This is a genomic window from Rhodococcus sp. BP-349 (genome assembly GCF_019835845.1).
In the GTDB taxonomy this organism is placed as follows: domain Bacteria; phylum Actinomycetota; class Actinomycetes; order Mycobacteriales; family Mycobacteriaceae; genus Rhodococcoides.
In genome coordinates this window covers 657,274-681,958 of the sequence record NZ_JABUDR010000003.1, presented here as the reverse complement: position 1 = coordinate 681,958, position 24,685 = coordinate 657,274, and the positions used below count along the sequence as shown (strand labels likewise).

General features: G+C 69.3%; 23 protein-coding genes. 2 read left to right on the top strand and 21 right to left on the bottom strand.

Translation table 11 applies throughout. The features are described from left to right. Positions 1-17: 17 nt before the first annotated feature. The 17 genes from HQ325_RS19575 to recG all read right to left on the bottom strand — a co-directional run bounded on the left by HQ325_RS19575 (position 18) and on the right by recG (position 20,677). Positions 18-2,393 (bottom strand): lysylphosphatidylglycerol synthase transmembrane domain-containing protein, encoded by a 2,376-nt coding sequence (locus HQ325_RS19575; protein ID WP_222631896.1) that lies wholly within the window; start codon positions 2,391-2,393, stop codon positions 18-20. Between the two features lie 45 nt (positions 2,394-2,438). Next, complete coding sequence (locus tag HQ325_RS19570; protein WP_222631894.1) at positions 2,439-3,170, bottom strand: response regulator; 732 nt, start codon at positions 3,168-3,170, stop codon at positions 2,439-2,441. Further along, on the bottom strand, positions 3,167-5,692 hold the full coding sequence (locus HQ325_RS19565; protein ID WP_374107259.1) for a DUF4118 domain-containing protein: 2,526 nt from the start codon (positions 5,690-5,692) through the stop codon (positions 3,167-3,169). Before HQ325_RS19565 ends, HQ325_RS19570 begins: the two co-directional genes overlap by 4 nt. Continuing rightward, complete coding sequence (locus HQ325_RS19560) at positions 5,673-6,341, bottom strand: potassium-transporting ATPase subunit C (protein WP_222631892.1); 669 nt, start codon at positions 6,339-6,341, stop codon at positions 5,673-5,675. The genes HQ325_RS19565 and HQ325_RS19560 overlap by 20 nt, the downstream gene beginning before the upstream one ends. A 2-nt stretch (positions 6,342-6,343) precedes the next feature. Next, a complete protein-coding gene (gene kdpB / locus HQ325_RS19555; RefSeq protein ID WP_222631891.1) occupies positions 6,344-8,440 on the bottom strand; it encodes a potassium-transporting ATPase subunit KdpB in 2,097 nt (698 codons plus the stop codon). Continuing rightward, a complete protein-coding gene (gene kdpA / locus HQ325_RS19550) occupies positions 8,437-10,122 on the bottom strand; it encodes a potassium-transporting ATPase subunit KdpA (RefSeq protein ID WP_222631890.1) in 1,686 nt (561 codons plus the stop codon). Before kdpA ends, kdpB begins: the two co-directional genes overlap by 4 nt. 4 nt (positions 10,123-10,126) lie before the next feature. Next, on the bottom strand, positions 10,127-10,225 hold the full coding sequence (kdpF, locus tag HQ325_RS19545) for a K(+)-transporting ATPase subunit F (RefSeq protein WP_222631889.1): 99 nt from the start codon (positions 10,223-10,225) through the stop codon (positions 10,127-10,129). Beyond that, a complete protein-coding gene (locus tag HQ325_RS22680) occupies positions 10,222-10,347 on the bottom strand; it encodes a hypothetical protein (protein WP_261778542.1) in 126 nt (41 codons plus the stop codon). The genes kdpF and HQ325_RS22680 overlap by 4 nt, the downstream gene beginning before the upstream one ends. A gap of 39 nt (positions 10,348-10,386) precedes the next feature. Continuing rightward, positions 10,387-11,271 (bottom strand): bifunctional DNA-formamidopyrimidine glycosylase/DNA-(apurinic or apyrimidinic site) lyase, encoded by an 885-nt coding sequence (gene mutM, locus HQ325_RS19540; RefSeq protein ID WP_222631888.1) that lies wholly within the window; start codon positions 11,269-11,271, stop codon positions 10,387-10,389. Further along, positions 11,264-12,046: a ribonuclease III gene (gene rnc, locus HQ325_RS19535; protein ID WP_222631887.1), complete on the bottom strand. Its 783-nt coding sequence runs from the start codon at positions 12,044-12,046 to the stop codon at positions 11,264-11,266. The genes mutM and rnc overlap by 8 nt, the downstream gene beginning before the upstream one ends. Positions 12,047-12,048: 2 nt before the next feature. Beyond that, positions 12,049-12,231, bottom strand: coding sequence for a 50S ribosomal protein L32 (gene rpmF / locus HQ325_RS19530; RefSeq protein ID WP_027504976.1), 183 nt, complete (start codon positions 12,229-12,231; stop codon positions 12,049-12,051). Between the two features lie 81 nt (positions 12,232-12,312). Next, a complete protein-coding gene (locus HQ325_RS19525; RefSeq protein ID WP_222632603.1) occupies positions 12,313-12,801 on the bottom strand; it encodes a DUF177 domain-containing protein in 489 nt (162 codons plus the stop codon). Positions 12,802-12,995: 194 nt separating this feature from the next. Beyond that, the gene (locus tag HQ325_RS19520; RefSeq protein WP_222631885.1) at positions 12,996-13,769 is read right to left on the bottom strand and encodes a DivIVA domain-containing protein; all 774 of its coding nucleotides are present in this window, start codon (positions 13,767-13,769) and stop codon (positions 12,996-12,998) included. A gap of 137 nt (positions 13,770-13,906) precedes the next feature. Next, positions 13,907-14,389 (bottom strand): pantetheine-phosphate adenylyltransferase, encoded by a 483-nt coding sequence (gene coaD / locus HQ325_RS19515; RefSeq protein ID WP_222631883.1) that lies wholly within the window; start codon positions 14,387-14,389, stop codon positions 13,907-13,909. A 14-nt stretch (positions 14,390-14,403) separates the two neighbouring features. Next, entirely contained in the window at positions 14,404-14,991 is a 588-nt protein-coding gene (rsmD, locus tag HQ325_RS19510) for a 16S rRNA (guanine(966)-N(2))-methyltransferase RsmD (RefSeq protein WP_222631881.1), read from the bottom strand. A gap of 13 nt (positions 14,992-15,004) precedes the next feature. Continuing rightward, positions 15,005-18,412: a pyruvate carboxylase gene (locus HQ325_RS19505; protein WP_222631880.1), complete on the bottom strand. Its 3,408-nt coding sequence runs from the start codon at positions 18,410-18,412 to the stop codon at positions 15,005-15,007. Positions 18,413-18,448: 36 nt separating this feature from the next. Further along, positions 18,449-20,677, bottom strand: a complete 2,229-nt coding sequence (gene recG / locus HQ325_RS19500; protein ID WP_222631878.1) for an ATP-dependent DNA helicase RecG — start codon at positions 20,675-20,677, stop codon at positions 18,449-18,451. 243 nt (positions 20,678-20,920) lie between these two features. Between recG and rpmB the strand changes: the two genes are divergently transcribed. Both rpmB and HQ325_RS19490 read left to right on the top strand, forming a co-directional pair. After that, positions 20,921-21,112 carry a 50S ribosomal protein L28 gene (gene rpmB / locus HQ325_RS19495; protein ID WP_042576517.1) on the top strand — a complete coding sequence of 64 codons (192 nt, stop codon included), beginning with the start codon at positions 20,921-20,923 and terminating at the stop codon, positions 21,110-21,112. 115 nt (positions 21,113-21,227) lie between these two features. Next, the gene (locus HQ325_RS19490) at positions 21,228-22,019 is read left to right on the top strand and encodes an enoyl-CoA hydratase/isomerase family protein (RefSeq protein WP_222631876.1); all 792 of its coding nucleotides are present in this window, start codon (positions 21,228-21,230) and stop codon (positions 22,017-22,019) included. Positions 22,020-22,027: 8 nt separating this feature from the next. Here the strand turns inward: HQ325_RS19490 and HQ325_RS19485 are convergent, their stop codons facing one another. Genes HQ325_RS19485 through HQ325_RS19475 form a run of 4 tightly spaced genes read right to left on the bottom strand, consistent with a single transcriptional unit; the run spans position 22,028 to position 24,671 of the window. Further along, the gene (locus HQ325_RS19485) at positions 22,028-22,696 is read right to left on the bottom strand and encodes a uracil-DNA glycosylase (RefSeq protein WP_308014657.1); all 669 of its coding nucleotides are present in this window, start codon (positions 22,694-22,696) and stop codon (positions 22,028-22,030) included. After that, positions 22,693-23,214: a gamma carbonic anhydrase family protein gene (locus tag HQ325_RS22675; protein ID WP_261778539.1), complete on the bottom strand. Its 522-nt coding sequence runs from the start codon at positions 23,212-23,214 to the stop codon at positions 22,693-22,695. Before HQ325_RS22675 ends, HQ325_RS19485 begins: the two co-directional genes overlap by 4 nt. 12 nt (positions 23,215-23,226) lie before the next feature. Beyond that, positions 23,227-23,727, bottom strand: coding sequence for a GNAT family N-acetyltransferase (locus tag HQ325_RS19480; protein WP_222631872.1), 501 nt, complete (start codon positions 23,725-23,727; stop codon positions 23,227-23,229). After that, positions 23,712-24,671: a thiamine-phosphate kinase gene (locus HQ325_RS19475; RefSeq protein ID WP_308014659.1), complete on the bottom strand. Its 960-nt coding sequence runs from the start codon at positions 24,669-24,671 to the stop codon at positions 23,712-23,714. Before HQ325_RS19475 ends, HQ325_RS19480 begins: the two co-directional genes overlap by 16 nt. Positions 24,672-24,685 lie beyond the last annotated feature (14 nt).

Genomic DNA, 24,685 nt, shown 5'->3' with positions numbered 1-24,685 from the left:
ATGGTAGTGGGAGGACGTCAGATCATGTCCTTGCGCGCCAACCACCGCATGATCGGCCAGCCGAGGAACACCGGGATCCAGCACGTGAGCACGCGATAGAGCAGAACGGACGGTACCGCGATGGTGGCGGGCAGTCCGAACGCCGCCAGACCGCCGATGAGGGCGGCCTCCACGGCGCCGATTCCACCCGGCGTCGGGGCGGCGGAGGCGAGTGTTCCGCCGATCATCGTGACGATGGTGACGGTGATGAAGGTGGTGCCCCCGCCGAACGCCTCGATGCTCACCCACAGCGCGAAGGCGGCACCGAGAGTCGTTGCGGCGCAACCCAGCACGATGACGGTGAAGCGTGCCGGGTGGCGCACGAGCTCCGAGAGGTCGGAGTAGACCTCCGCGAGCTGGGGCCGTACCGCCGTGCGCAGGAAGCGCCGCAGGGTGGGCACGAAGAGAAAGGCTCCGAGAGCGCCGAACGCGACACCGGCGATGAGGTACAGAATCGTGGCGCTCGGGACGAAGCGGGACAGATCGGCGGACTGCCCCGCCGCGACGCTGAACACGACGAGCAACGTGACGTGCGAGATCACCTGCACCAGTTGTTGCAACGCCACCGCAGCGGTCGAGCGCGTGAGCGTCAGTCCGCCCTTCTGCAGGAAGCGCACACTCAGCGCCAGTCCGCCGACGCCCGCCGGAGTCGTCGTCGCCGCGAAGGTGTTGGCCACCTGCATGATCGTCGTGTTCAGAAAGCCCACAGCACCCGATGCGCACGCCCACAGCGCCGCGGCCGCCCCGAAATAGGTTGCGGCAGAGATCACGAGACCGAGCAGTGCCCACCACCAGTCGATCGAGGCCAGCTCGGAGGCGAAGGTCGGCACCTGGCTGATGAACGGATACGCGACGTAGACCAGTGCGATGAGCAGAACCAGCTGCACGACCTGGTTACGCGAGAACCGTGTCACCTGCTCGGTCGCGATCGCCGAGGTTCCGGTTCTGGCCAGCACCGTGTCTCGCGTCGCCGTGAGCAGTGCCTTCGCATCGTGCACCGATCGGCGCACGCGCGCCGGGATGGCGGCCGGCGTCAACCTGCGCGACGCCGTGAGGACGTCCTCCGGACCGATCCTGTCGATCGCGGCGTCGACGGCGACGTCGGATCCGTACAGCGCAGCCGTGGTCAGCATCAGCTGCGCGGCGTCCGAGTGCAACTGAGCCTGCGACGCACCGAGTTCCGCGGTGTCGAAGCCGCCGAGCAACGCGGTGCCGTCCTCGCCCATCCGGATGTCGTCGACCCGGAGGTCCCCGTGCGAGATCTGCCGGGACCGCAACACCCCCAGGGTCCGCCACAGTGCCTGCGCATCCTCCGGACGCTCGGGGTCCACGGGCCGACCGCGAGGAACGCTGTGCGCGTACAGGACCCAGCCACGCTCGAGAGCCGACACCGCCGTCGGGACGCAGGCCGCCACGCCCAGGTCGTTCAGCGCGATGCCCATCAGCGCGCGGTGCTCCACCGCACGGCGCTGCGACGCGTGCAGGGGCGGACTCTCCGACGACCGCAGGGTGACCAGTCTGCGGAGCAACCGCAGGGCGCCGCGGCTGCGCTGATTGGGACCGAACAGCTCGACGACGACGTCGTGGCCCACCGGCCCGATCCGCCCCGAGAGCACCAGCGGACCGGAACCCGCCGGGCGCAGGACCACGAAGCCGGCGATGTCGACACCTCGTCGTTTCAGCGCTCGCACGGCCTCGGCGAGAGGCACCTCGAGTGCCGGCGTCCCCACCACCCAGATCACGAGCGATCCGGCGAGCCACCCCACGGCGAGACCGAGCAGCGAGCGCGCGGGGACGACGGTGCTGATGAGCAGATGGATCGGGACGAAGGCCAGGAGCAGCACCCACCACGTCCGCTTCCAGCGGATCGGCAGCCCCGGGCCGGAGACGGTCAGCACGGCCGCGACGATGGCGATCCAGCGCGGATCGTCGAGGATCTGCGAGAGCAGGGTGTCCAGGCGGGTCGATTCGTCGATGTGCCACTTGGGCGCGGAGATCCCGCTGCCACTGACCGACAACGCCAGTGCGGCCACCACGGCCGCGGCGACGTAACCCGCGAGCAGCCGCCAGCGGCGTGCCGCCACCAGTCCGGCGAGCACGGTGAACGGGAGTGCCAGGATGGCGACGCCGTAGACGAGATAGACGGCGTTGGACTGGCTCGGGGAGAGCACGCCGACGATGTCGGAGATCGACCGCTCCAGTGCGGTCCACTCGTTGCGGGTCACCAACGATCCGACGACGATCGCCCCCAGGACGATCGCCGCGGTCACGACCCGCAGGATGTCGCTCGTTCGCCGGGTCAACGGTTGCAGGACGCTCCCGGTGACCAGGATGTCTCTTCCGTCGACCAGCACACCGGCCAACCTATCCGAGCCGTGGGTCGCGGTCGGTGAGGCGCATCAGGTCCGGAAGCGATACCCCATGCCGGCCTCGGTCAGCAGGTGGCGCGGATGCGCGGGATCGGGTTCGAGTTTGCGGCGCAGCTGACCGAGATACACGCGCAGATAGTGGGTCTCGGTCTCGTAGGCCGGACCCCACACCTCGCGCAGCAACTCTCGCTGTCCGACCAGCTTGCCGCGGTGTCGCACCAGCATCTCGAGCATGCCCCACTCGGTGGGGGTGAGGTGCACCGGCTGCCCGTCGCGCGTCACCGATCTCGCGGCCAGATCCACGGTGAACGAGTCGGTCACGACGACCGCCTCGCCCTCGCCGTCGGCCGTGCGTGCGGCGCGCCGCACGGCGACCCGCAGCCGGGCGAGGAACTCGTCCATGCCGAACGGCTTGGTCACGTAGTCGTCCGCACCCGCGTCGAGCGCGTCGACCTTGTCGCCGGAATCGGAGCGGGCGGACAGCACGATGACGGGCACGGTGGTCCACCCGCGAAGTCCGGCCAGCACCTCCAGGCCGTCGAGATCCGGCAGACCCAGGTCGAGGACGATCACGTCCGGGTGCCGTTCGGCGGCGGCGCGCAGAGCTCCCGCTCCGGTCGACGCCGTCGACACGTCGTAGCCCCGCACCCCGAGATTGATGCGCAGCGCCCGCAGCAACTGCGGCTCGTCGTCGACGACGAGGACGCGGGTGGGCGGCGGTCCGGGCCGAGGCGTCTCGGTCGTTCTCGCGTCCTCGGTCACGACGCCGCCGGCAGGTCGACGGTGACGGTCAGTCCGCCGCCGACGGTGCGCTCCGTCGACACCGTCCCGTGCATGGCCTCGACGAAGCCGCGCACCACGGACAGTCCGAGGCCGACGCCGGTGGTGGTGTCACGATCCCCGAGCCGCTGGAACGCGTCGAAGACGGTCTCCTCCGAGCCGTCCGCGATACCGGGCCCGTGGTCCGCCACGGCGAGTCGGACGCGGTCGTCGTCGACACGAGCGGACACGCGGATCTCGCCGTGGGGTGCGTACCGCACCGCGTTGTCGATCAGGTTGGCCACCACCCGTTCCAGCAGACCCTCGTCCGCGAGCACCGACAGATCTCCCACCTCCACCTGCAGACGGGACCGCGCCGGACCGACGGAGGCCGACGCACGGTGCACCACCTCGTCGAGGAAGACACGCGCCGACACCGGCCGTACGACGCCGGCGGCCAGGCGCGAGGAGTCGAGCAGGTTCTCCACCAGCGCGGTGAGCTGATCCGCCGACTCCTCGACCGTCGCCAGCAACTCCGCGGTGTCCTCGGGCGAGAAGGTGACATCCTCGCTGCGCAGACTCGAGGCGGCGGCCTTGACCGCGGCCAGCGGCGTCCTCAGGTCGTGTCCCACCGCGGACAGCAGTGCCCGCCGCAGTGTGTCCGACTCGACGGCGGCCGCGGCGGTGCTCGCCTCCGCGGCGAGTTCGCTCTGGCGGATCAGGCCGACGGCCTGATTGGCGACCGCCGTGAGGACCCGCCGGTCGGTGGCGCGGGTGCGATGCCCCGCGAGGACGAGCGCGTACTCCTCGTCGCTCACCTCCACCGCGGTGTCGGCGTCGTCCACGTTCGTGGGCGGATTCTCACCCACTGCACTGACGACGCCGTGACCCGAGCGCAGCACCGCCACGGCGCGCTGCCCGTACGTCTCGCGCACCCGCTCGAGCAGAGCCGGCAGGTCGGCGCCACGCAGCACCGATCCGGCGAACAGCGCCAGCAGCTCCGCCTGTTGCGAGGCGCTGCGGGCGTCCCGCGCCCGCCGGGCGGCCGCGTCGACCAGCACGGCCACCGCCACGGCGACGACGAGCAGCACCACTGTCGTCACGAAGTTGTCCGGCTCGGCGATGGTGAAGCTGTAGCGCGGTTCGGTGAAGAGGAAGTTCAGCAGCAGGGCGGAGAACAGCGCCGACAGAACGGCGGGGGCCACACCGCCGAGCAGGGACACCGCCAGCACGACGATGAAGAACAGCGCGCTCTCGCCGCCGAGATCGAGAAGGTCGTCCACGAGCGAGATCAACCCCGCCGCCACCGCCGGTACGGCGAGCGCGGCGATCCAGGCGACCGGGCGCCGGACGGTCGGTGACGACAGTCGCCGGACTCCGGTGGAGGCGTGATCGTGCGTGACCATGTGGACGTCGATCGCACCGGAGTTCTGCACCACGGTCGAACCGATGCCCTCGTCGACGGCCCGTGCCCACCGTGAGCGGCGCGACGTTCCGAGCACGAGTTGCGTCGCGTTCACCCCGTGGGCGAACTCGAGCAGCGTCACGGGCACGTCGTCGCCGACGACACTGTGCATCGACGCGCCCAGAGCACCTGCCAGAGTGCGTACCGCGCCCATGTGTGCGGCCGACACCCCCGCCAACCCGTCACCTCGCACCACGTGCAGCACCATGAGTTCGGCGCTGGACTTCGCGGCGATCCGGCTCGCGCGGCGCACGAGGGTGTCGGACTCGGGTCCGCCCGTGACCGCCACGACGACGCGCTCTCGCGCTTCCCAGGTGTCGGCGATGGCGTTGTCCGCGCGATACCGCGCGAGTGCCGCGTCGACCTGGTCCGCGAGCCACAGCAAGGCCAGCTCTCTGAGCGCCGTGAGGTTTCCGGTGCGGAAGAAGTTGCTCAACGCCGCGTCGACCTTCTCCGGCGCGTAGACGTTGCCGTGCACGAGTCTGCGGCGCAACGCCTCCGGTGCGACATCGACCAGTTCCACCTGGTCCGCCGCGCGCACGAATTCGTCCGGAACCGTCTCGCGCTGAGCCACTCCCGTGATCTGCTGCACGACATCGTTCAGGCTTTCGAGGTGCTGCACGTTGACCGTCGAGACGACGTCGATGCCGGCGTCCAGGATGTCCGCCACGTCCTGCCATCGTTTCGGGTGCCGACTGCCCGGCGTGTTGGTGTGCGCCAGTTCGTCCACCAGAACCAGGGAGGGACGGCGGCGGATCACCGCGTCGACATCGAGCTCGGGCATCGCCGTTCCGCGATGGGACACCAGCGCGGGCGCCAGGAACTCGATGCCGTCCGCGAGTTCTGCCGTCCTCGGTCGGCCATGGGTCTCCACGATGCCGGCGACGACGTCGCAGCCACGACCCTGTCGACGATGCGCCTCACCGAGCATGGCGAACGTCTTCCCGACGCCGGGGGCCGCGCCGAGATAGATGCGCAGCGATCCCCGTTCCTGCCCAGCGTTGCGCAGGTCACGGCGCCCGGTCGTCCTCACGCTGCCATCATCCCCCGTCGGTGGCAGACGTGCCGCAGCCCGGCGCCGTGAGTCCCAGTGCCACGTTGAGCGCCGGCACGTGGACCGCGGGCTCGCCGAGGACGCCCAGCGTGCGACCGCTGGTGTTCTCCTGCACCCGGGCCCGGACCTCGGCATCGGACAGACCGGTGGCCGCGGCGACGCGCGAAACCTGCAGTGCCGCGTAGGCAGGCGAGATGTCCGGGTCCACACCGGATCCCGACCCGGTGACGGCGTCGACGGGCACCTCGGCCGGGTCGACGTTCTCGCGCTGGGCGACCGCAGCACGGCGGGCGTCGACCATGGCTGCGAGGAGCTCGCTGCTCGGACCCTGGTTCAGCGGCAGCGCTGCGGACGGGTCGCCGGCGGCGAACGCGTCGGGTCCGCCGTCGGCGCCGCCGGTGAGCGACCCCGTCACCCGCGGGTGGAAGAACGGGTCCGGCTGCCCGTCGGCGACCACCGGGTCGACCGCCGTCAGGGCGCTGCCGACGACGCATCCGTCGGCATCGACGAGCGCGGATCCCTCGGCGGAGTGCGCGCCGAGACGCGAGACTCCCCACACGGCAGCCGGGTAGGCGACTCCGAGGACGACGGTGAGAGCGAGCAGCACGGCGAGTCCGGCGAGGACCTGGCGCAGTGCGGTGGAGACGGTGGTCATGGTCAGCTCATTCCGGGGATGTGTCGGACGACGAGATCGAGGAGCCAGATGCCCAGGAAGGGAGCGACGACTCCGCCCACGCCGTAGATCGCGAGGTTGCGGCGCAGCAGCGTCGAGGCGGTGGCCGGGGTGTAGCGAACACCTCTGAGCGCCAACGGGATCAGGAACACGATCACCAGGGCGTTGAAGACCACGGCCGAGACGATGGCCGACTGCGGTGTCGCCAGATGCATGATGTTCAGCACGCCGAGTTGCGGATACAGCGTCGAGAACATGGCCGGCAGGATTGCGAAGTACTTGGCCAGGTCGTTCGCCAGGGAGAACGTCGTCAGTGCACCGCGGGTGATGAGCAACTGCTTGCCCACCTCGACGATCTCGATGAGTTTGGTCGGATCGGAGTCGAGATCCACCATGTTCCCGGCCTCCTTCGCCGCCGAGGTCCCGGTGTTCATCGCGACACCGACGTCCGCCTGCGCCAGCGCGGGCGCGTCATTGGTGCCGTCGCCCGTCATCGCGACGAGGCGTCCACCCTCCTGCTCACGCCGGATGAGAGCGAGCTTGTCCTCCGGGGTGGCCTCGGCCAGGACGTCGTCGACGCCCGCCTCGGCCGCGATCGCGCGCGCCGTCAACGGGTTGTCGCCCGTCACCATCACGGTCCTGATTCCCATGGCACGCAGTCGGGCGAATCGTTCCGCGATGTGCGGCTTGACCACGTCCGACAGCTGGACCACACCCAGTATCCGGGCCGCGCTCCCGGAGCGGGCCTCCGCGACCAGCAATGGCGTACCCCCGGCCTGCGCGACCTCCTCGATACGGGCCCGGACCTCGTCGGGCGCGGTGTCCGGTCCGCCGAGGTCGCGGACCCAGGCGACGACGGTGTCGGCGGCACCCTTGCGGACGGACGCGGCACCGGTGTCGAGTCCACTCATCCGGGTCTGCGCGGTGAAGGGGACGAACTCGGCCCCGTCGGGGACCCCCGAGTCCGTGTCGCCCGCTCCGTCCGCGGCACACAGGTCGACGATGCTCCGGCCCTCGGGAGTCCCGTCCGCGGCGGACGACAGCCACGAGGCACGCATCAGCGCGACCCGGCTGATCCCCGGCGCCGGGAACACTGCCGTCGCGCGGCGATTGCCGAAGGTGATGGTGCCGGTCTTGTCCATGAGCAGTGTGTCGATGTCGCCCGCCGCCTCCACGGCGCGTCCGGACATGGCCAGCACGTTGCGCTGCACGAGACGGTCCATGCCCGCGATCCCGATGGCGGACAACAGCGCGCCGATCGTGGTGGGAATCAGACACACCAGGAGCGCGATCAGTTCCACGGGGCTCCGGCCGTCACCGGCGTAGTCGCTCATCGGGCCGATCGCGACGACGGCGAAGAGGAACACCACCGTCAAGGACGCCAGCAGAATGTTCAGCGCGATCTCGTTGGGCGTCTTCTGGCGTGCCGCACCCTCCACGAGCGCGATCATGCGGTCGACGAACGTGTGTCCCTGCGCGGCGGTCACCCGGACGACGATGCTGTCCGACAGCACCGTGGTGCCGCCCGTGACGGCGCTGCGGTCCCCGCCCGATTCGCGGACCACCGGTGCGGACTCGCCCGTGATCGCCGACTCGTCGACGGAGGCGATGCCCTCCACGACGTCGCCGTCCCCGGGTATCACCTCCCCCGCGTCCACGACGACGAGGTCGCCCACTGCGAGTTCCGTTGCCGCGACGCGTTCTTCGCCGCCGCCCGGAAGCCTGCGCCGCGCCTCGGTGTCGCGCTTGACGCTGCGCAGTGTCGCGGCCTGCGCCTTGCCGCGTCCCTCCGCGACCGATTCGGCCAGGTTCGCGAACACGACGGTGAACCAGAGCCACCCCGCGATGACCCACGCGAACACGGTGGGGTCGAGCACGGCGAACACCGTCGTGACGATCGAGCCGACGAACACCACGAACATGACGGGGTTACGGGCCTGGTGGCGCGGATCGAGCTTGCGCAGCGCGCCGGGAAGCGAGGTCGCCAGTTGTCTCACGTCGAAGTACCCCGACGCGACCGAAGCCGGTGCGGGTTCGGCGGAGAGTTCCTCTCGCGGAGTGGAGGCGGTGTCGAGCGTCATTGGACTGCCTCTGCGATGGGTCCCAGCGAGAGCGCCGGGAAGAAGGTGAGGGCGGCGACGAGCACGACGGTGCCCAGTAGCAGCCCGGAGAAGAGGGGTCCGGTCGTCGGGAGGGTGCCGACGCCGGGAGCGACGCGGCGCTGTGTGACGAGCGATCCGGCCATCGCGAGGACGAACACGATGGGCAGGAAACGGCCGAGCAACATCGCCACCGCCAGTGAGATCTGGAACCAATCGCTGGTGACGGTCAGTCCGCCGAACGCACTGCCGTTGTTGTTCGAAGCGGAGGCGTACGCGTACAGCACCTCGGTGAACCCGTGCGCGGAGGACGGCGTACCCGGATCTCCACTGTTTCCCTGGTATCCCGTCGTGGACGGCAGCGCGACCGTGACGGCGGTGCCCACCAGGACGAGGGCGGGCATGACGAGAACCGACAGCGCGGCCATCGTGATCTCGCGGCGCCCGAGCTTCTTGCCCAGGTACTCCGGGGTCCGGCCCACCAGCAGACCACCGACGAAGACGGCGATCACCGCCAGCACCAGCAGGCCGTACAGGCCGGTACCCACACCACCGGGAGCGATCTCGCCGAACAGCATGTTCAGCAGCACGGCGCCGCCGCCCAGCGGAGACATGCTGTCGTGCGCGGAGTTGACTGCGCCGGTGGAGGTTCCGGTGGTGCTCACCGCGAACAGCGCCGATCCTGCGAGTCCGAAGCGCTGTTCCTTCCCCTCCATCATCGCGCCGGCCGCGGCGGCGGCTGCTCCACGTGCGCCGGACTCGGCGGCCATGGTCACCGCGAGCATGGCTGCCCACAGCACGCCCATGACGGACAGCAGGGTCAGACCCTGTCTGCGACTGCCGACCATCGTGCCGAAGGTCCTGGTGAGGCTGACGGGGACGAGGAGCAGCGAGATGATCTGCACCACGTTGCTCAGGGGCGTGGGGTTCTCGAACGGGTGCGCCGAGTTCGCGGCGAAGATGCCGCCGCCATTGGTGCCGAGTTCCTTGATCGCCTCCTGCGAGGCTGCGGGCGCGAGGGCGTTCCGGATGCCGGATCCGTCCAGACCCGTGACGTCGAAACCGGTCCGGAAGGACATGACCACGCCCTGTGTCAGCAGGATCAGCGCGACGACGAACGCGAGCGGGAGCAGGATGCGCAGGGTGCCACGGGTCAGGTCGACCCAGAAGTTCCCGAGCTCACCGCCGGCACGTACTCGGACGAAGCTGCGCACCACGGCCACGGCCACGGCGAGGCCCACCGCGGCGGACACGAAGTTCTGCACCGCGAGACCCACCGGTTGCACGAAGTTGCTCATGGTCGTCTCGGGTGTGTACGACTGCCAGTTGGTGTTGGTGACGAACGAGACGGCCGTGTCGAACGCCACCGCCGGACTCACCCCCGCCAGACCACCGTTCAACGGGAGAACACCCTGTAGACGTTGCAGCCCGTAGAGGAACAGCACGCTCGCGGCGCTGAAGCCGAGCAGGCTGGTGGTGTAGCCGATGCGCGTCTGCTCCACGCGAGAATCGATGCGGCACAGACGATAGAGCAGGGACTCGACCCGCGAGTCGGACGACGGGGTGGCGAACACGCGAGCCATGTAGTCCCCGAGCGGGACGTACGCGAGCGCGAGGACGAGGACGACCAGCGCGATCTGCAGACCTGCTGCAGCGGTGAACACGGAGTCAGAACCGTTCGGGATCGAGCAGCGCCACGAGCAGGTAGACACACAGCGCCGCCGCGATCACGAGGAGAACGACGGTGGTGGTGCCGGCCGCGGTCACGATGCGACCGCACGGACCACGGCGAACAGCAGTGCGAAGCCGCCCACCGTGATCGAGAGAAAGACGAGATCAGCCATGCGTTCAGGATCCGACCGCAGATCCAGCCGAACGACGATCCTCACGACATCCTGACACCGGCCGGGCCGGCGCTTACGGGATCTTTACGCCCGGCGTTCGCGCGGCCGCGGCTGACACTTCGGACAGCTGAAGGACGACCGATTCATGAACTTCTCGCGGCGGATGGGAGCGCCGCAGCGAGGGCACGGGAGTCCCTCCTGGCCGTACGCGGCCAGTGACCGGTCGAAGTACCCCGACTGACCGTTCACGTTGACGTACAGCGCGTCGAAGGAGGTGCCGCCCTGCGCCAGTGCCTCCCCCATGACAGCGTGCGCGTTGTTCAGCACCCTGCGCAGCGCCGGGCGAGTCAGTGAATCGGTGAGTCGATTGCCGTGAAACTTGCTGCGCCACAACGACTCGTCGGCGTAGATGTTGCCCACGCCCGACACGACGGTCTGATCGAGGAGCGCGCGCTTGATCTCGGTGTGCTTGCCCCGCATCGCCGTCACCACGGACTCCGCGTCGAACTGGGGGTCGAGTGGGTCGCGGGCGATGTGCGCCACAGGGACCGGGACCCGGGAGCCGTCGACCTCCACGAGGTCGGCGACAGCCCACCCGCCGAACGTTCGCTGATCGACGAATCGCAGATCCGTGCCGCTGCCCAGTCGGGCCCGGATGCGGAGATGCTTCTCGTCGGGTGCGTCCGCGGGCTGGACGAGCATCTGCCCACTCATGCCGAGGTGCACCACGATCGACTCGAGCGGCCCGGTCGCGTCGTCGTCCGCGACGACCACGAGCCAGAGATACTTGCCACGGCGCTCAGCGGACACGACGGTGGTGCCGGCCAGCCGCGACTGGAGATCGAGACTTCCCTCGAGATGCCGTCGAGCGGCACGCGGATGCAGGACCTCGATGTCGACGAGGGTCTCCCCCACGACGTGCGAGGCGAGTCCGCGTCGCACCACCTCGACCTCGGGGAGTTCAGGCATTCCGGTCGGACGACATCTCCGGGGTGGGGCCGGCGATCAGCGCCGCGGAGGACGATTCACTGAGAGCGTTCCAGGCCGCGCTGGCGGCGCGCTGCTCGGCTTCCTTCTTCGAACGACCCACGCCCTGCCCGTGCGGCGACCCGCCGACGAGCACGGTGGCCGTGAACTCCTTGTCGTGGTCCGGTCCCGTCGCGGTGATCTCGTACGCGGGAACGCCCAGACCCTTCTCGGCCGTGAGCTCTTGGAGACTGGTCTTCCAGTCGAGACCGGCACCGAGGCGCGGTCCACGCTCGAGCAACGCGTCGAACAGACGCAGCACCACCTCGCGTGCGACGTCGATGCCGTGCTCGACGTGAATGGCACCGAGAAGCGACTCCATGCCGTCCGCGAGGATCGACGGCTTGTCGCGCCCGCCGGTCATCTCCTCGCCCTTGCCCAGCAGCAGGTGCGCGCCGAGTCCGCCGTCACCGAGCTGGCGAGCCACCTCCGCGAGCGCGTGCATGTTGACCACGCTCGCGCGGATCTTGGCCAGCTCGCCCTCCGACTTGTCGGGGTGGGCGCTGTAGAGCTGCTCGGTGATGCTCAGACCCAGGACGGAGTCTCCGAGGAACTCGAGACGTTCGTTCGTGGGCAGTCCACCGTTCTCGTACGCGTACGAGCGGTGGGTGAGAGCGTGGACGAGCAGGTCGTGGTCCAGAGACACGCCAAGAGCGGCGAGAAGCGATGCATGATCGTCCTCGCCGCTCCGGTCTGTCGCTGGCGACTGTGAGGTCACCGTCAGACTGCCGCGGTGACCTGGCGACCCTTGTAGGTGCCGCAGTTGGGGCACACCGTGTGGGGCAGGGTCTTCTCGCCGCACCCGCGGTTGGGGCAGGTGATGAGGGTGGGTGCAGTGGTCTTCCACTGGCTGCGTCGCGATCGGGTGTTGGACCGCGACATCTTGCGCTTCGGAACAGCCACTTCTACTTCTCCTCGTACTCGTTCGGTGCAATGTCGTGCTGGTGAAGCACGGGTCGTGCAGGCGCAGGGTGCGCCGGCCGACTAGATCTGGTCGGTGTCGGTCTGCAGCTTCGCCGCGAGACCGGCCCAGCGAGGATCAAGTGTCTCATGTCCATGACCCGGTTCCGCAATCGACAGGCGGATCCCGCACTCCGGGCACAGTCCCTGGCAGTCCTCGGTGCACAGGGGCCGCAGCGGCAGGGTGAGCCCCGCCACGTCCACGATCAGTGGTTCGAGATCGATCGCGTCGTCCTCGACCCGGTAGAGATCGTCCTCGTCCGTCGTGGCCTCGGTGACGCTGTTCGGGTACGCGTACAGCTCCGTGAGGTGGAGCTGTACGTGCGAGGTGAACGGCTCGAGGCACCGCGAACACTCCCCGACGGTGTCGGCGTCGACGGTGCCGCTGACGAGCACGCCCTCGGACACCGACTCGAACCGGAGATCGAGGTCGATGTCGGCCCCCTCCTGGATCGCGATCAGGTCCAGACCGATACGCGACGGGGAGGGAACGGTGCGAGCGACCGGCATCATCGACCCTGCGCGGCGACCCAGACGACGGGTGTCCACCACCAGCCCCGAGACGGGTTCGGTGGAGTGGCGACGAGCAGCGGGAGACAACGAACGATCCTTTCACGGGCGGTGCAGGCAACCACTCCACGATACGGGAGCGGCAGATCAGCGCCAAATCACCGCAGCCCCCCCGCGAGGAGGGACCAGCGTGGCGGTCACCAGCGCGAGCGGCCCTCGCCACGCGACTCGGCGAAATCGGTGTCGTAACTCGGAACACCGTTCCCCGTGCGGAGTTGCTGACGTCCACGGCCGACGGACCGCAACGTGCCGGAGAGGATCTCCTCGAACTCCGCGAACTTCGTGTCGACGTAGAGGTCGCACTCGGTACGCAGACGATCCGACTCGGCGTGCGCCGCATCGATGACACGAGCGGACTCGGCGTGCGCGGACTGCACCACCTCGGTCTGCGACACCAGTCGGTCCTGCTCGGCGAGACCCTCGGCGACGGACCGCTCGTAGGCCGCCTTACCCGCGTCGATCGAGCGAGCGGACTCGACGCGGCCGCGCTCGGTCAACGTCTCGTACTCGTGTTCGGCGTCCGCGATGGTGCCGTCGGCGCGGGCCGTAGCGTCGGCGACCAGGCTCTCGGCGTGGGCGGTGGCTTCGGCGACCATCCGGTCGGCGTGCGCCTTCGCGTCGGCCAGGAGTCGATCGGCCTCCTCCCGCGCGTTCTCCACCGTGCTGGTGGCTTCAGCGTCGGCCGACGAGATCGTCTTCTCGGCACCGGTCCGTGCGTCCGACACCAGCTTGTCGCGGTGGTCCAGCACGTCCTGCGCGTCGTCGAGCTCACCCGGAATGGCGTCTCGGACGTCGTCCAGCAGCTCCAGCACATCACCACGCGGGACGACGCATCCCGCGGTCATCGGGACGCCGCGCGCCTCCTCGACGATCGCGACGAGCTCGTCGAGCGCCTCGAATACCCGGTACACCGTGCTCGGCCCTCACTTCGATCGACAGTCACTGACTTCGGCGACCACACCCGTCGGGCGCGATCTCCGGTGTCAGTGTGCCCGGTACGCGCACCGGTCCGCACGATTGTCCCTCGGTGTGTCGCCGTCCGGCCCGGTCAGGCGCGCTCGGCCAGCCGGGCCAGCAGCCGGTCGTGCACGGCGGTCGGCACCATCGTCGTGACGTCTCCGCCCAGTCTGGCGATCTCCTTGATGAGCGAGCTGGACAAGCTGCTGTGCACCGGGTCGGTTCCGAGGAACACCGTGTCCACGCCGGTGAGTCGCCGGTTCATCTGCGCCATCTGCACCTCGTAGTCGAAGTCGGCGGCGTTGCGCAGGCCCTTGACGATGGCGGTGGCTCCGGACTCCGACGCGAAGTCGACGAGCAACCCCTGCCACGTCGCGACCCGTACGCCCTGCAGATGGGTGCTGGCCTGCGCCAGCATCTCGACCCGTTCGTCGACGGTGAAGAGACCACTCTTGTTGGGGTTGACCACCACCGTGACGATGACCTCGTCGAATTGCGTTGCGACACGGGAGATCACGTCGAGATGACCGTTGTGGATCGGATCGAAGGATCCCGGGACCAGGGCGCGGCTCATGGTGGGTGAACGTATCAGCTTCCCTGTGCGGGGTGCTCGATCTGCGCGACCTCGAACCGGGCCATGTCGATGCGAGCCTCGCCGTAGCGCTTGGCCTTCAATTCGACGAGCCCAGCGGGCCACAGCGTCGCGGGCGAGCGCGAGGACCGCTCGACGACCACGAGGGCGTCCTCGGCGAGCCACTCGCCCTCGACGAGTCGGTCCAACACCGAGGACACGGCGCCGTCCGACACGGAGTACGGAGGATCGGCGAGCACGAGGTCGTAGCGGCGCTCCGGTGTCCCGCCGACGACGGCCGCGACGGGCGCGGTCCGCACCTGTGCTCCCGGCAGTCCCACGGATTCGATGTTCCGGGCGACCACGGCCGCCGCGCGCGCGTCGTTCTCGACGAGGACGACGTGCTCGGCTCCGCGCGAGAGCGCTTCGAGGCCGAGAGCGCCCGACCCCGCGTACAGGTCCAGCACCGACGCACCGTCGAGGTACATCCGGCTCTCGAGCGCACTGAAGAGCGCCTCTCGGACCCGGTCCGCGGTGGGTCTGGTGCCGCGGGACGGCACGACGAGCGCACGCCCGCCGGCCGTCCCGGCCACGATCCTGGTCACTGCGAGAACCCTGTCAGGAGCGGTCGGTGGTGTCGCCGACGGCGATGACGCAGATCAGGTCCCCGCCCTCGACCTGCGCGACACCGGACAGAGCCAGACGGGTGACGGTGCCCGCCCGCGGCGCGGTGACGGCTGCTTCCATCTTCATCGCCTCGATCGTCGCCACCGTCTCCCCCGCCGACACCGACTGCCCCACCTCCGCGGTCAACGTCACCACACCCGCGAACGGCGCCGCCAGATGCGACGGATCGTCCCGATCCGCCTTCTCCGTCGTCGGCGCATCCGCCGAGATCGACCTGTCCCGCACCGACACCGGCCGCAACTGACCGTTGAGGATGCACATCACCGTCCGCATCCCCGCCTCGTCCGGCTCGGAGATCGCCTCCAACCCGATCAGCAGGTCCACACCCTTCTCCAGGCGCACCCGATGCTCGTCGCCCTGACGCAACCCGTAGAAGAACTGGTTCGCCGACAACCCCGAGGTGTCGCCGTACTTCTCCCGGTGTTCCGCCAACTCTTTCGCCGGCCCCGGGAACAGCAGATGGTTGAGTCGATCCCGCCGCTCCGCCGACGTGCCGGAGAGCAGCACCTCGTCCTGCGTCGTCAACGTCGCCTCCCCGCGCCCGGCGCCGCGCCCCGCCAACGCGGTCGACCGGAACGGCTCCGGCCACCCACCGGCCGGGGTGCCCAGATCGCCGCGCAGGAACCCGATCACCGAATCGGGGATGTCGAACTTCCCCGGATCCGCCGCGAAGTCCTCCATCGACACACCCGCGCCGACGAGGTGCAACGCCAGATCGCCCACGACCTTCGACGACGGCGTCACCTTGATCAACCGGCCCAACAACCGATCCGCGTCCGCGTACGCCTTCTCCACGTCCTCGAACCGGTCTCCGAGGCCCAACGCGATGGCCTGCTGACGCAGATTGGACAGCTGCCCACCCGGAATCTCGTGCGTGTAGACGCGGCCCGTCGGGGCGGGGAGCCCGGACTCGAACGGGGCGTACACCTTTCGGATCGCCTCCCAGTACGGTTCCAGATCGCACACCGCCGCCAGATCCAACCCGGTGTCCCGGTCGGTGTGCGCCGCCGCCGCGACGATCGCCGACAACGCCGGCTGGCTGGTCGTGCCCGCCATCGACGCCGACGCCCCGTCCACGGCGTCCGCACCGGCCTGCCACGCCGCCAGATACGTCGCCAACTGGCCACCCGGGGTGTCGTGCGTGTGCACGTGCACCGGCAGGTCGAAATTCTTGCGTAACGCCGTCACCAACGTCGTCGCCGCCGGCGCCCGCAGAAGCCCCGCCATGTCCTTGATCGCCAACACGTGCGCGCCCGCGTCGACGATCTGCTCCGCCAACCGCAGGTAGTAGTCGAGGGTGTAGAGCTTCTCGTCCGGGTTCGACAGGTCACCGGTGTACGACATCGCCACCTCGGCGATCGTCGTGCCCGTCTCGCGGACGGCGTCGATCGCCGGGCGCATCTGATCGACGTTGTTCAGCGCGTCGAAGATGCGGAAGATGTCCACACCCGTCGCCGCCGCCTCCTCGACGAACGCTGTCGTCACCCGCTCCGGGTACGGGGTGTAGCCGACGGTGTTACGCCCGCGCAGCAACATCTGCAGAGCGATGTTCGGCACCGCCTCCCGCAGCGCCGCCAACCGCTCCCACGGATCCTCGTGCAGGAACCGCAACGCCACGTCGTACGTCGCGCCGCCCCAGCACTCGATGGACAACAGCTCGGGTGTGGTCCGCGCGACGTAGGGGGCGACCATCAGCAGTCCCGAGGTCCGCACGCGCGTGGCCAACAACGACTGGTGGGCGTCGCGGAACGTGGTGTCGGTGACGCCCAACGCCTTTCGCTGACGCAGGTCGCGGGCGAAACCCTCGGGACCGAGTTCGAGCAGCCGCTGCCGAGACCCGTCACGCGGCGCGACGGACAGATCGATGTCCGGCAGCTTGTCCTGTGGGTAGACCGTGCTCGGACGCTCGCCGTGCGGCTTGTTCACCGTCACGTCCGCGAGGTAGGTCAGGATCTTGGTACCGCGATCGCCGGACGACCGCGCCGTCAACAGCTCGGGTCGCTCCTCGATGAACGACGTCGTGACGTTGCCCGCACGGAAGTCCTCGTCCTGCAGAAGTCCCTGCAGGAAACCGATGTTGGTGGACACACCGCGGATACGGAACTCCGCCAACGCCCGCCGCGACCGCGCCACCGCGTCCTCGAACGTGCGTCCACGGCAGGTCAGCTTCACCAGCATCGAGTCGAAGTACGCCGACACCTCCGCACCCAGCGTCGTCCCACCGTCGAGACGGATACCCGCACCGCCCGGGGTGCGGTACGCGGTGATGCGGCCGGTGTCCGGGCGGAACCCGTTCGCCGGGTCTTCGGTCGTGATGCGGCACTGCATCGCCGCACCCCGGATCCGGATGTCCTCCTGCCGCAACCCCAGATCCTCGAGCGACTCCCCCGAGGCGATCCGCAACTGCGACTGCACCAGATCGACATCGGTGATCTCCTCGGTCACCGTGTGCTCGACCTGGATCCGCGGATTCATCTCGATGAACACATGATTGCCGTCCCGGTCCACCAGGAACTCCACCGTGCCCGCACACGAGTACCCGATCTTTCGCGCGAACGCCACAGCGTCACTGCACAACCGGGCCCGCAGTTCGTCCGAGATGTTCGGCGCCGGCGCCAGCTCGACCACCTTCTGGTGACGACGCTGCACCGAGCAGTCCCGCTCGAACAGATGCATCACGTTGCCGTGGGTGTCCGCGAGGATCTGCACCTCGATGTGCCGCGGCTCGACCACCGCCTGCTCCAGGAACACCGTCGCATCGCCGAACGCCGACTCCGCCTCCCGCGCCGCCGCCTCGATCGCCGCACGCAACCCCGACGGCTCCGCAACCCGCCGCATACCGCGGCCACCACCGCCCGCGACCGCCTTGACGAACACCGGGAACGTCATCGACTCCGACGCCGCCACCAACGCATCGACGTCCGTCGACGGCTCCGACGACGCCAACACCGGCAACCCGGCATCCTTCGCCGCCGCGATCGCCCGCGCCTTGTTCCCCGTCAGCTCCAACACCTCCGCCGACGGACCCACGAACGTGATCCCTGCCGCCGCACACGCCGCCGCCAACTCCGGATTCTCCGACAGGAACCCGTACCCCGGATAGATCGCGTCCGCACCCGCACGCACCGCCGCGTCCACGATCAGATCGACCGACAGGTAGTTGCGCACCGGATGCCCCGGCTCACCGATCTCGTACGCCTCGTCGGCCTTCGTCCGATGCACCGAATTGCGGTCCTCGAACGGGAACACCGCCACCGTCTGCGCCTCGAGTTCGTACGCCGCGCGGAACGCACGGATCGCGATCTCGCCGCGATTTGCCACCAGCACCTTGGAGAACATTCCGGTCAACCTACCTTCAGTACGGGCGAGACGGAGCTATGACTTGTCCAGATATGAGACACGGGTCGCGTCCACCGCGGATCGCATCATCGCCGCGAGCCCGGGGTGCTCCACGAGCCCCGGGTCTCGATCGACGACGTCGCGGGCAAAGGTCTGGGCCGCGGTGATGATGTCGAGGTGATCGAGGAGCGACAGCAGCCGCAGGGTCGTCGTGGTGCCCGACTGCGCTGCGCCCAACACGTCGCCCTCCCGTCGTTGCCGTAGATCGAGAACAGCGAGCTCGAACCCGTCGGTGGTCGCGGCGACGGCGTCGAGCCGCGCGTACGTGGGTGTGCCCGGCGCGAGTTCGGTGAGCAGGATGCACAGACCCTGGTGGCCGCCACGACCGATGCGGCCACGCAACTGATGCAACTGACTCACACCGAAGCGGTCGGCGTCGACGATGACCATGACCGTGGCGTTGGGGACGTCGACACCGACCTCCACCACGGTGGTGCAGACGAGGACGTCGATGTCGCCGTCGTTGAACGCGGACATCACCTCGTCCTTCTCCTCCGTGGGCAGCCGCCCGTGCAGCAACCCGACGCGCAGGTTCGCCAGAGCGCCGGCGCTCAGCGACTCGTACACGTCGACGGCCGACGCGGTGTCCGGAGTGTCCTTGCCGAGATCCTCGGGCTTCTCGTCGCCGATCCGCGAACACACCACGTAGGCCTGGCGGCCGGCGGCCACCTCCTCGGAGATCCGGCTCCACGCTCGCTCGACCCAGGCGGGCCTGTGCTGGGCGGGAACGACCGAGGTGCGGATGGGCGCGCGTCCGCGGGGAAGCTCACGCAGGGTGGACGTCTCGAGATCGCCCAGCGTGGTCATGGCGATCGTCCGCGGAATGGGCGTGGCCGTCATGACCAGCAGGTGCGGGCTTACGCCCTCTCTCGCCTTCGCGCGCAACGCGTCCCGCTGCTCGACTCCGAAGCGGTGCTGCTCGTCGACCACCACCATCCCGAGGTCGAAGAACGACACCGTGCTCTGGATGAGTGCGTGAGTGCCGATGACGATGCCTGCGTCTCCGGTCACGATCGACAACAGTGCGGCACGTTTCGCGGCCGTCGACATCGATCCGGTCAGCAGCACCACTCGGGTGGCGCGGTCGGGCGCACCCAGTTCCCCGGCCGTCGCGAGCGCCCCGAGTTGCCGCGTGATCGACCGGTGGTGCTGTGTGGCGAGCACCTCGGTGGGTGCCAGCAGCGCGCACTGCAGTCCCGCGTCCACCACCTGCAGCATGGCGCGCAGAGCAACGATCGTCTTGCCCGATCCCACCTCACCCTGCAGGAGCCGGCTCATCGGCCGAGTGCGGGACAGGTCGCTCTCGATCTCCTCGGCGACCTCCTTCTGCCCGTCGGTCAGCTCGAACGGCAGAACCTCGTCGAAGGCGGCGGCGACACCGTCGGCCACGCGCGGGCAGGCCGGCGCCGTGCGCACCGCCACCGAGTGACGCCGTTCAGCGAGCACCAACTGCAACGCCGTCGCCTCGTCGAAGCGCAGACGGTAGCGCGCGTTCTCGATGTCGTCCTCGGACTCCGGAAAGTGCACGACCCGCAGTGCGTCGTCGAGGCTCGTCAGCGCGTGCTCGGCGCGCACCGTCTCGGGCAACGGATCCTCGACGGGATCGAGCTGGTCCAGGACCTGACGCACGCAGCGCAGGAAGGTCCAGCTCTCGACCTCCCGCGTCGCCGCGTACATGGGAAGGAACGGAAGCGACAGCATGGACATGTTCACCGCACCGGAACTGTCCGTGGCGCCGCGAGCCATGCCGGCGAGCTCGCCGCCGCCGTGCGGGCGCCCCACCAGGTCGTCCTCGTCCCCCTCGAGCATCAGGTAGCCGGGGTGGTTCAGCGACCAGGACGTCCGGAACCACTTGACCGTGCCCGAGAACATCGCGCGCGACCCCACGGTGATGTTGTGACGCACCTTGTGACCGTTGAAGAAGGTGGCGGAGACGTTCTGACCGTCGCACGTCAGCACGACCTTGAGCATGTGGCCCTTGCGCGCCTTCATGGGCACGAGGTCCGCCTTGGACACCGTCCCCACGACGGTGATGCGTTCACCGTCGTCCGGGTCCTTGCGGGCCAGCTCCTGACCCTGTGTCACGTAGCGGAAGGGGTAGTGGCGCAGCAGGTCCTCGACCGTGACGAGACCGAACGCCGTCTCGAGCGGATCGGCGGCCCTGCGACCCAGTACGTGGTCGAGCCGGTCACCGAGCTGAACCACCGCGCTGCTCCCGTCCTGATGCTGCCGCCATCTGTGCGACCATTCCACCAGGCACCTGCGGCATCGGCGCGTGCGGGCCGGTTTGGACTCGGGGCACCCGAGCGGCTAGTCTTGCAGGGTTGCGTCTGACGCGTCCGGCATGCCCGGAGGTATCGGGCGCAGTTGCACGAAGATCTTGCCCCACACCGGCCACGGTTCGAATCGTGTCCCGGTCTCACCTCGAATACCAAGGAGTTCGCGACTATGGCTGCCGTCTGCGACGTATGCGCCAAGGGACCCGGCTTCGGTAAGTCGGTTTCGCACTCGCACCGCCGTACCAACCGTCGCTGGAACCCCAACATCCAGACCGTCCGCGCGCAGGTCGCGCCGGGTAACTCTCGTCGGCTCAATGTGTGCACCTCGTGCCTCAAGGCCGGCAAGGTGGTCCGGGGCTGACGTTCCCGCACGAGATTTTCACGGCTGGGCCCCGATACCTCGGTATCGGGGCCTCTGTCGTCTCCGGCGACTCTGTCGTTTCCGGAGCCGAGCAGTCCTGGTCTAAGTTCGAACGATGACCGAATCAGTCGACTCCCCGGCCACGTCCCCTGTCACCGTGGAGGACGGCGTCCTGTACGTGCGGGTGGCGACGCCCCGCGGCGGCAACGTGCTGAACGGCGAGGCGATGGCCGCAGGCGCCGCGGCGCTGTCCGATCTCGACGAGTCCGTGGGCGCCGTGCTGCTGGTCGGCGCCGAATCCAATTTCTGCGCCGGCGGCGACGTCCGCGCCTTCCACGGGGCACCCGACAGAAGTGCGTTCGTCCGGCAGCTCGCCGACACCTTCCACGATTTCGTCCGCGCGCTCACCTCGGCGCCGGTCCCCGTCGTGGCGGGAGTGCCGGGCTGGGCGGCGGGGGCGGGCATGTCGCTCGTGTGCCACGCCGACATCACGATCGGCGGTCGATCCACCCGGCTCCGTCCCGCGTACCCGGCGCTCGGCTTCACTCCGGACGGCGGCCTGACGTGGGCCCTCCCCCGCATCATCGGCACCCGCCGCGCGCGCGACATCCTGCTCACCGACGGCGTTCTCGGCTCGGACGAGGCCTACCGCCTGGGCCTGCTGACACGGTTGGTCGGTGACGACGTCATCGCGTCGGAGGCCGAGCGGGTGGCCCGCTCTCTCGCCGCCGGGCCCACCGAGGTCTCCCGTGCGACCAAACGGTTGCTCCTCGCCTCGGACTCCTCGACGCTGTCCGATCAGCTCGACGCGGAGACCGACTCCATCTCCCACCAGGCGTCCACCCCGGACGGCATCGAGGGTGTCGACGCGTTCGTGGAGAAGCGTCGGCCGTCCTTCGGCCACTGACGGCCGCCTCAGTCCAGACGCCAGTCCACGGGGTCCTCGCCGAGTGCGGCCAGATGCTCGTTCACGGTGCTGAACGGCCGTGAGCCGAAGAACCCCCGGGACGCGGACAGCGGTGAAGGATGAACGGACTCGACCGTGGGCGTGGACCCGAGCAGGGGCTTGGCCGTCGCGGCGTCGCGTCCCCAGAGGACGGCGACCAGGGAACGGCCGGGGCGGTCCACCAGAGCGGTGATCGCTTGCGCCGTCACCGCTTCCCAGCCCTTGCGCCGGTGCGACGCCGCCTTGCCCGGTTCCACGGTGAGAACACGATTCAGCAGGAGCACCCCGCGATCGGCCCACGGCGACAGATCACCGGTGGTGGGTGTCGGCAGGCCGAGATCGGCGCTGTACTCGGCGAAGATGTTCGCGAGGCTGCGCGGTACCGGACGCACGTCGGGCGCCACCGAGAAACTCAGTCCCACAGCATGTCCCGGCGTCGGGTAGGGATCCTGCCCCAGCACCAGCACACGCACCTCCTCGAACGGGCGGCTGAAGGCGCGCAGCACGTCCTCGCCGGCGGGCAGGTAGCCCCGCCCGGCAGCATTCTCGGCGCGCAGGAAGTCGCCCATCCGGGCGATGTCGTCGGCCACCGGACCGAGCGCGGACGCCCACCCCGGATCCGCGACGGGCGCCGTCACGAGAGCACGCGCAGCGCGCCGCGGTAGTACTCCGCGTTGGCCTTGTACATCGCGACGTTGACGTCCACGTGCCCCTCCGCCACCTCGTGGCCCTCGCGGACCTTGGCCGGAACTCCCAGCGCCATACGGCGTTCGGGCACGACCGCGTCGAACGGGACCACGGCTCCGGCGCCGACGATCGCGCCGGGTCCGATGGACGCACCGTTGAGGACGACGGACCCCGACGCGATGAGGCACGCGTCCCCGATGGTGGCCCCCTCGACGTGCGCGTTGTGCCCGACCACGCATCCGGCACCGATGACGGTCGGATGGATCGGCGTGCAGTGCACGACGGTGCCGTCCTGAATGTTCGTGTCCTGCCCCACGGTGATGGTCCCGTAGTCGCCGCGCAGCACCGCCCCGGGCCACACCGACACTCCCGCAGCGAGTGTCACCGCACCGATGACCACGGCATCGGGATGCACGTAGGCGGTGGGGTGGATGTCGGGTTCGCGGTCACCGAGTGCGTAGACGGTCATGGCTCCAGCATGTCATCCGGTCAGATCCTTCACCATGCACACCGACTGCTCCTCGTGCCGGTAGAGGCCGAACTTCGGTACGAGCGGGCGATACCCACTCGAGGTGTAGAGGCCGATGGCCTCGGGTTGACGCAGTCCGGTCTCGAGGACCAGCCGGAGCCGGCCTGCAGTGCGGGCCGTGTCCTCGATCGTCCGGAGCAGCGCACGCGCCACGCCCGCGCCCCGCGCCTCGGTGCGGACGTACATCCGCTTGATCTCCGCGTCACCGGTGCGCAGGCCCTCCGCCTCGGGTCCCCCGTGCTCGTGGGTCCGCCAGCCGCCCATACCGACGACGGCGCCGTCCAGCACGGCCCGCAGCATCACGCCGTGCGGCGGCAGGAACTCCCGGACGTCGAGCGGCGTCTCGTCGGGACCGCCGTAGCGCCGCACGTACTCCTGCTGGACCTCGTCGATCATCGCCACGACGTCCTCGTCGTCGAGCCGTGTGGTCGTGATCGTCAGAAGCTCGTCCATGCCGCAGGTCCTTCCCATCGCACACCGTCCACCGTGACTCCTGTTCCCGCACTGACGGATCCGATCCGACGCCAGCCGTTCGGCACGTCGTCGGAGGCGAAGGTCGCGAGCAGCACGTGGTCCTCACCGCCGCCCAGAGCCCAGTGCAGTGGGTCGACGCCGAGCTCGGTACCGGCCTGCGAGAGGTCCTCGGGGATCTCCATGTCGGCCGACGAGATGTCGAGCCGCACAGCGGACATCGACGCCAGATGTCCCGCGTCGCCGATCACACCGTCGGACACGTCGCACATCGACGTCGCTCCTGCGAGTGCCGCGATCGGGCCGTCGGCCGGGTCGGGCGTCGGGACGCGGTGTGCTGCCAGCAGATCCGGGTGGGTGATCGAACTCGCTTCGTACAGTGCCCACCCGGCAGCGGACCGGCCGGTGGTTCCGGACAGTGCGAGGACGTCGCCCGGCCGCGCACCGGAACGCAGCACCGGTGGACGACCCTCGAGGTCACCCAACGCGGTGATCGACAACACCAGCCGGTCGCCGCCCGTGACGTCTCCGCCGACGATCGACGCACCGACCCGGGTCGCCTCCGCCCACAGACCCGCTGTGAGCGCGTCCACGTCCGAGACCGCGGTGGTCGACGGGCACGACATCGAGACGAGGAACCCCGTGCACCGCGCGCCCATCGCGGAGACGTCCGCGGCGTTCTGCGCGATCGCCTTTCGGCCGACGTCGTGGTGACTCGACCAGTCGAGGCGGAAGTGTCGACCCTCCACGAGCATGTCCGTCGTGACGACGACGCGAGAATCGGGGGCAGCGATCACCGCCGCGTCGTCTCCCGGTCCGATCGTGACCGTCGGAGGGTGGACACGGCCGGCCGTCGCGCGGCCGATGAGTGCGAACTCGCCGAGGTCTCCCACCGTCCCGGTCGGGGGATCGTCCGCCTGTGACACAGAACTCCTCCATC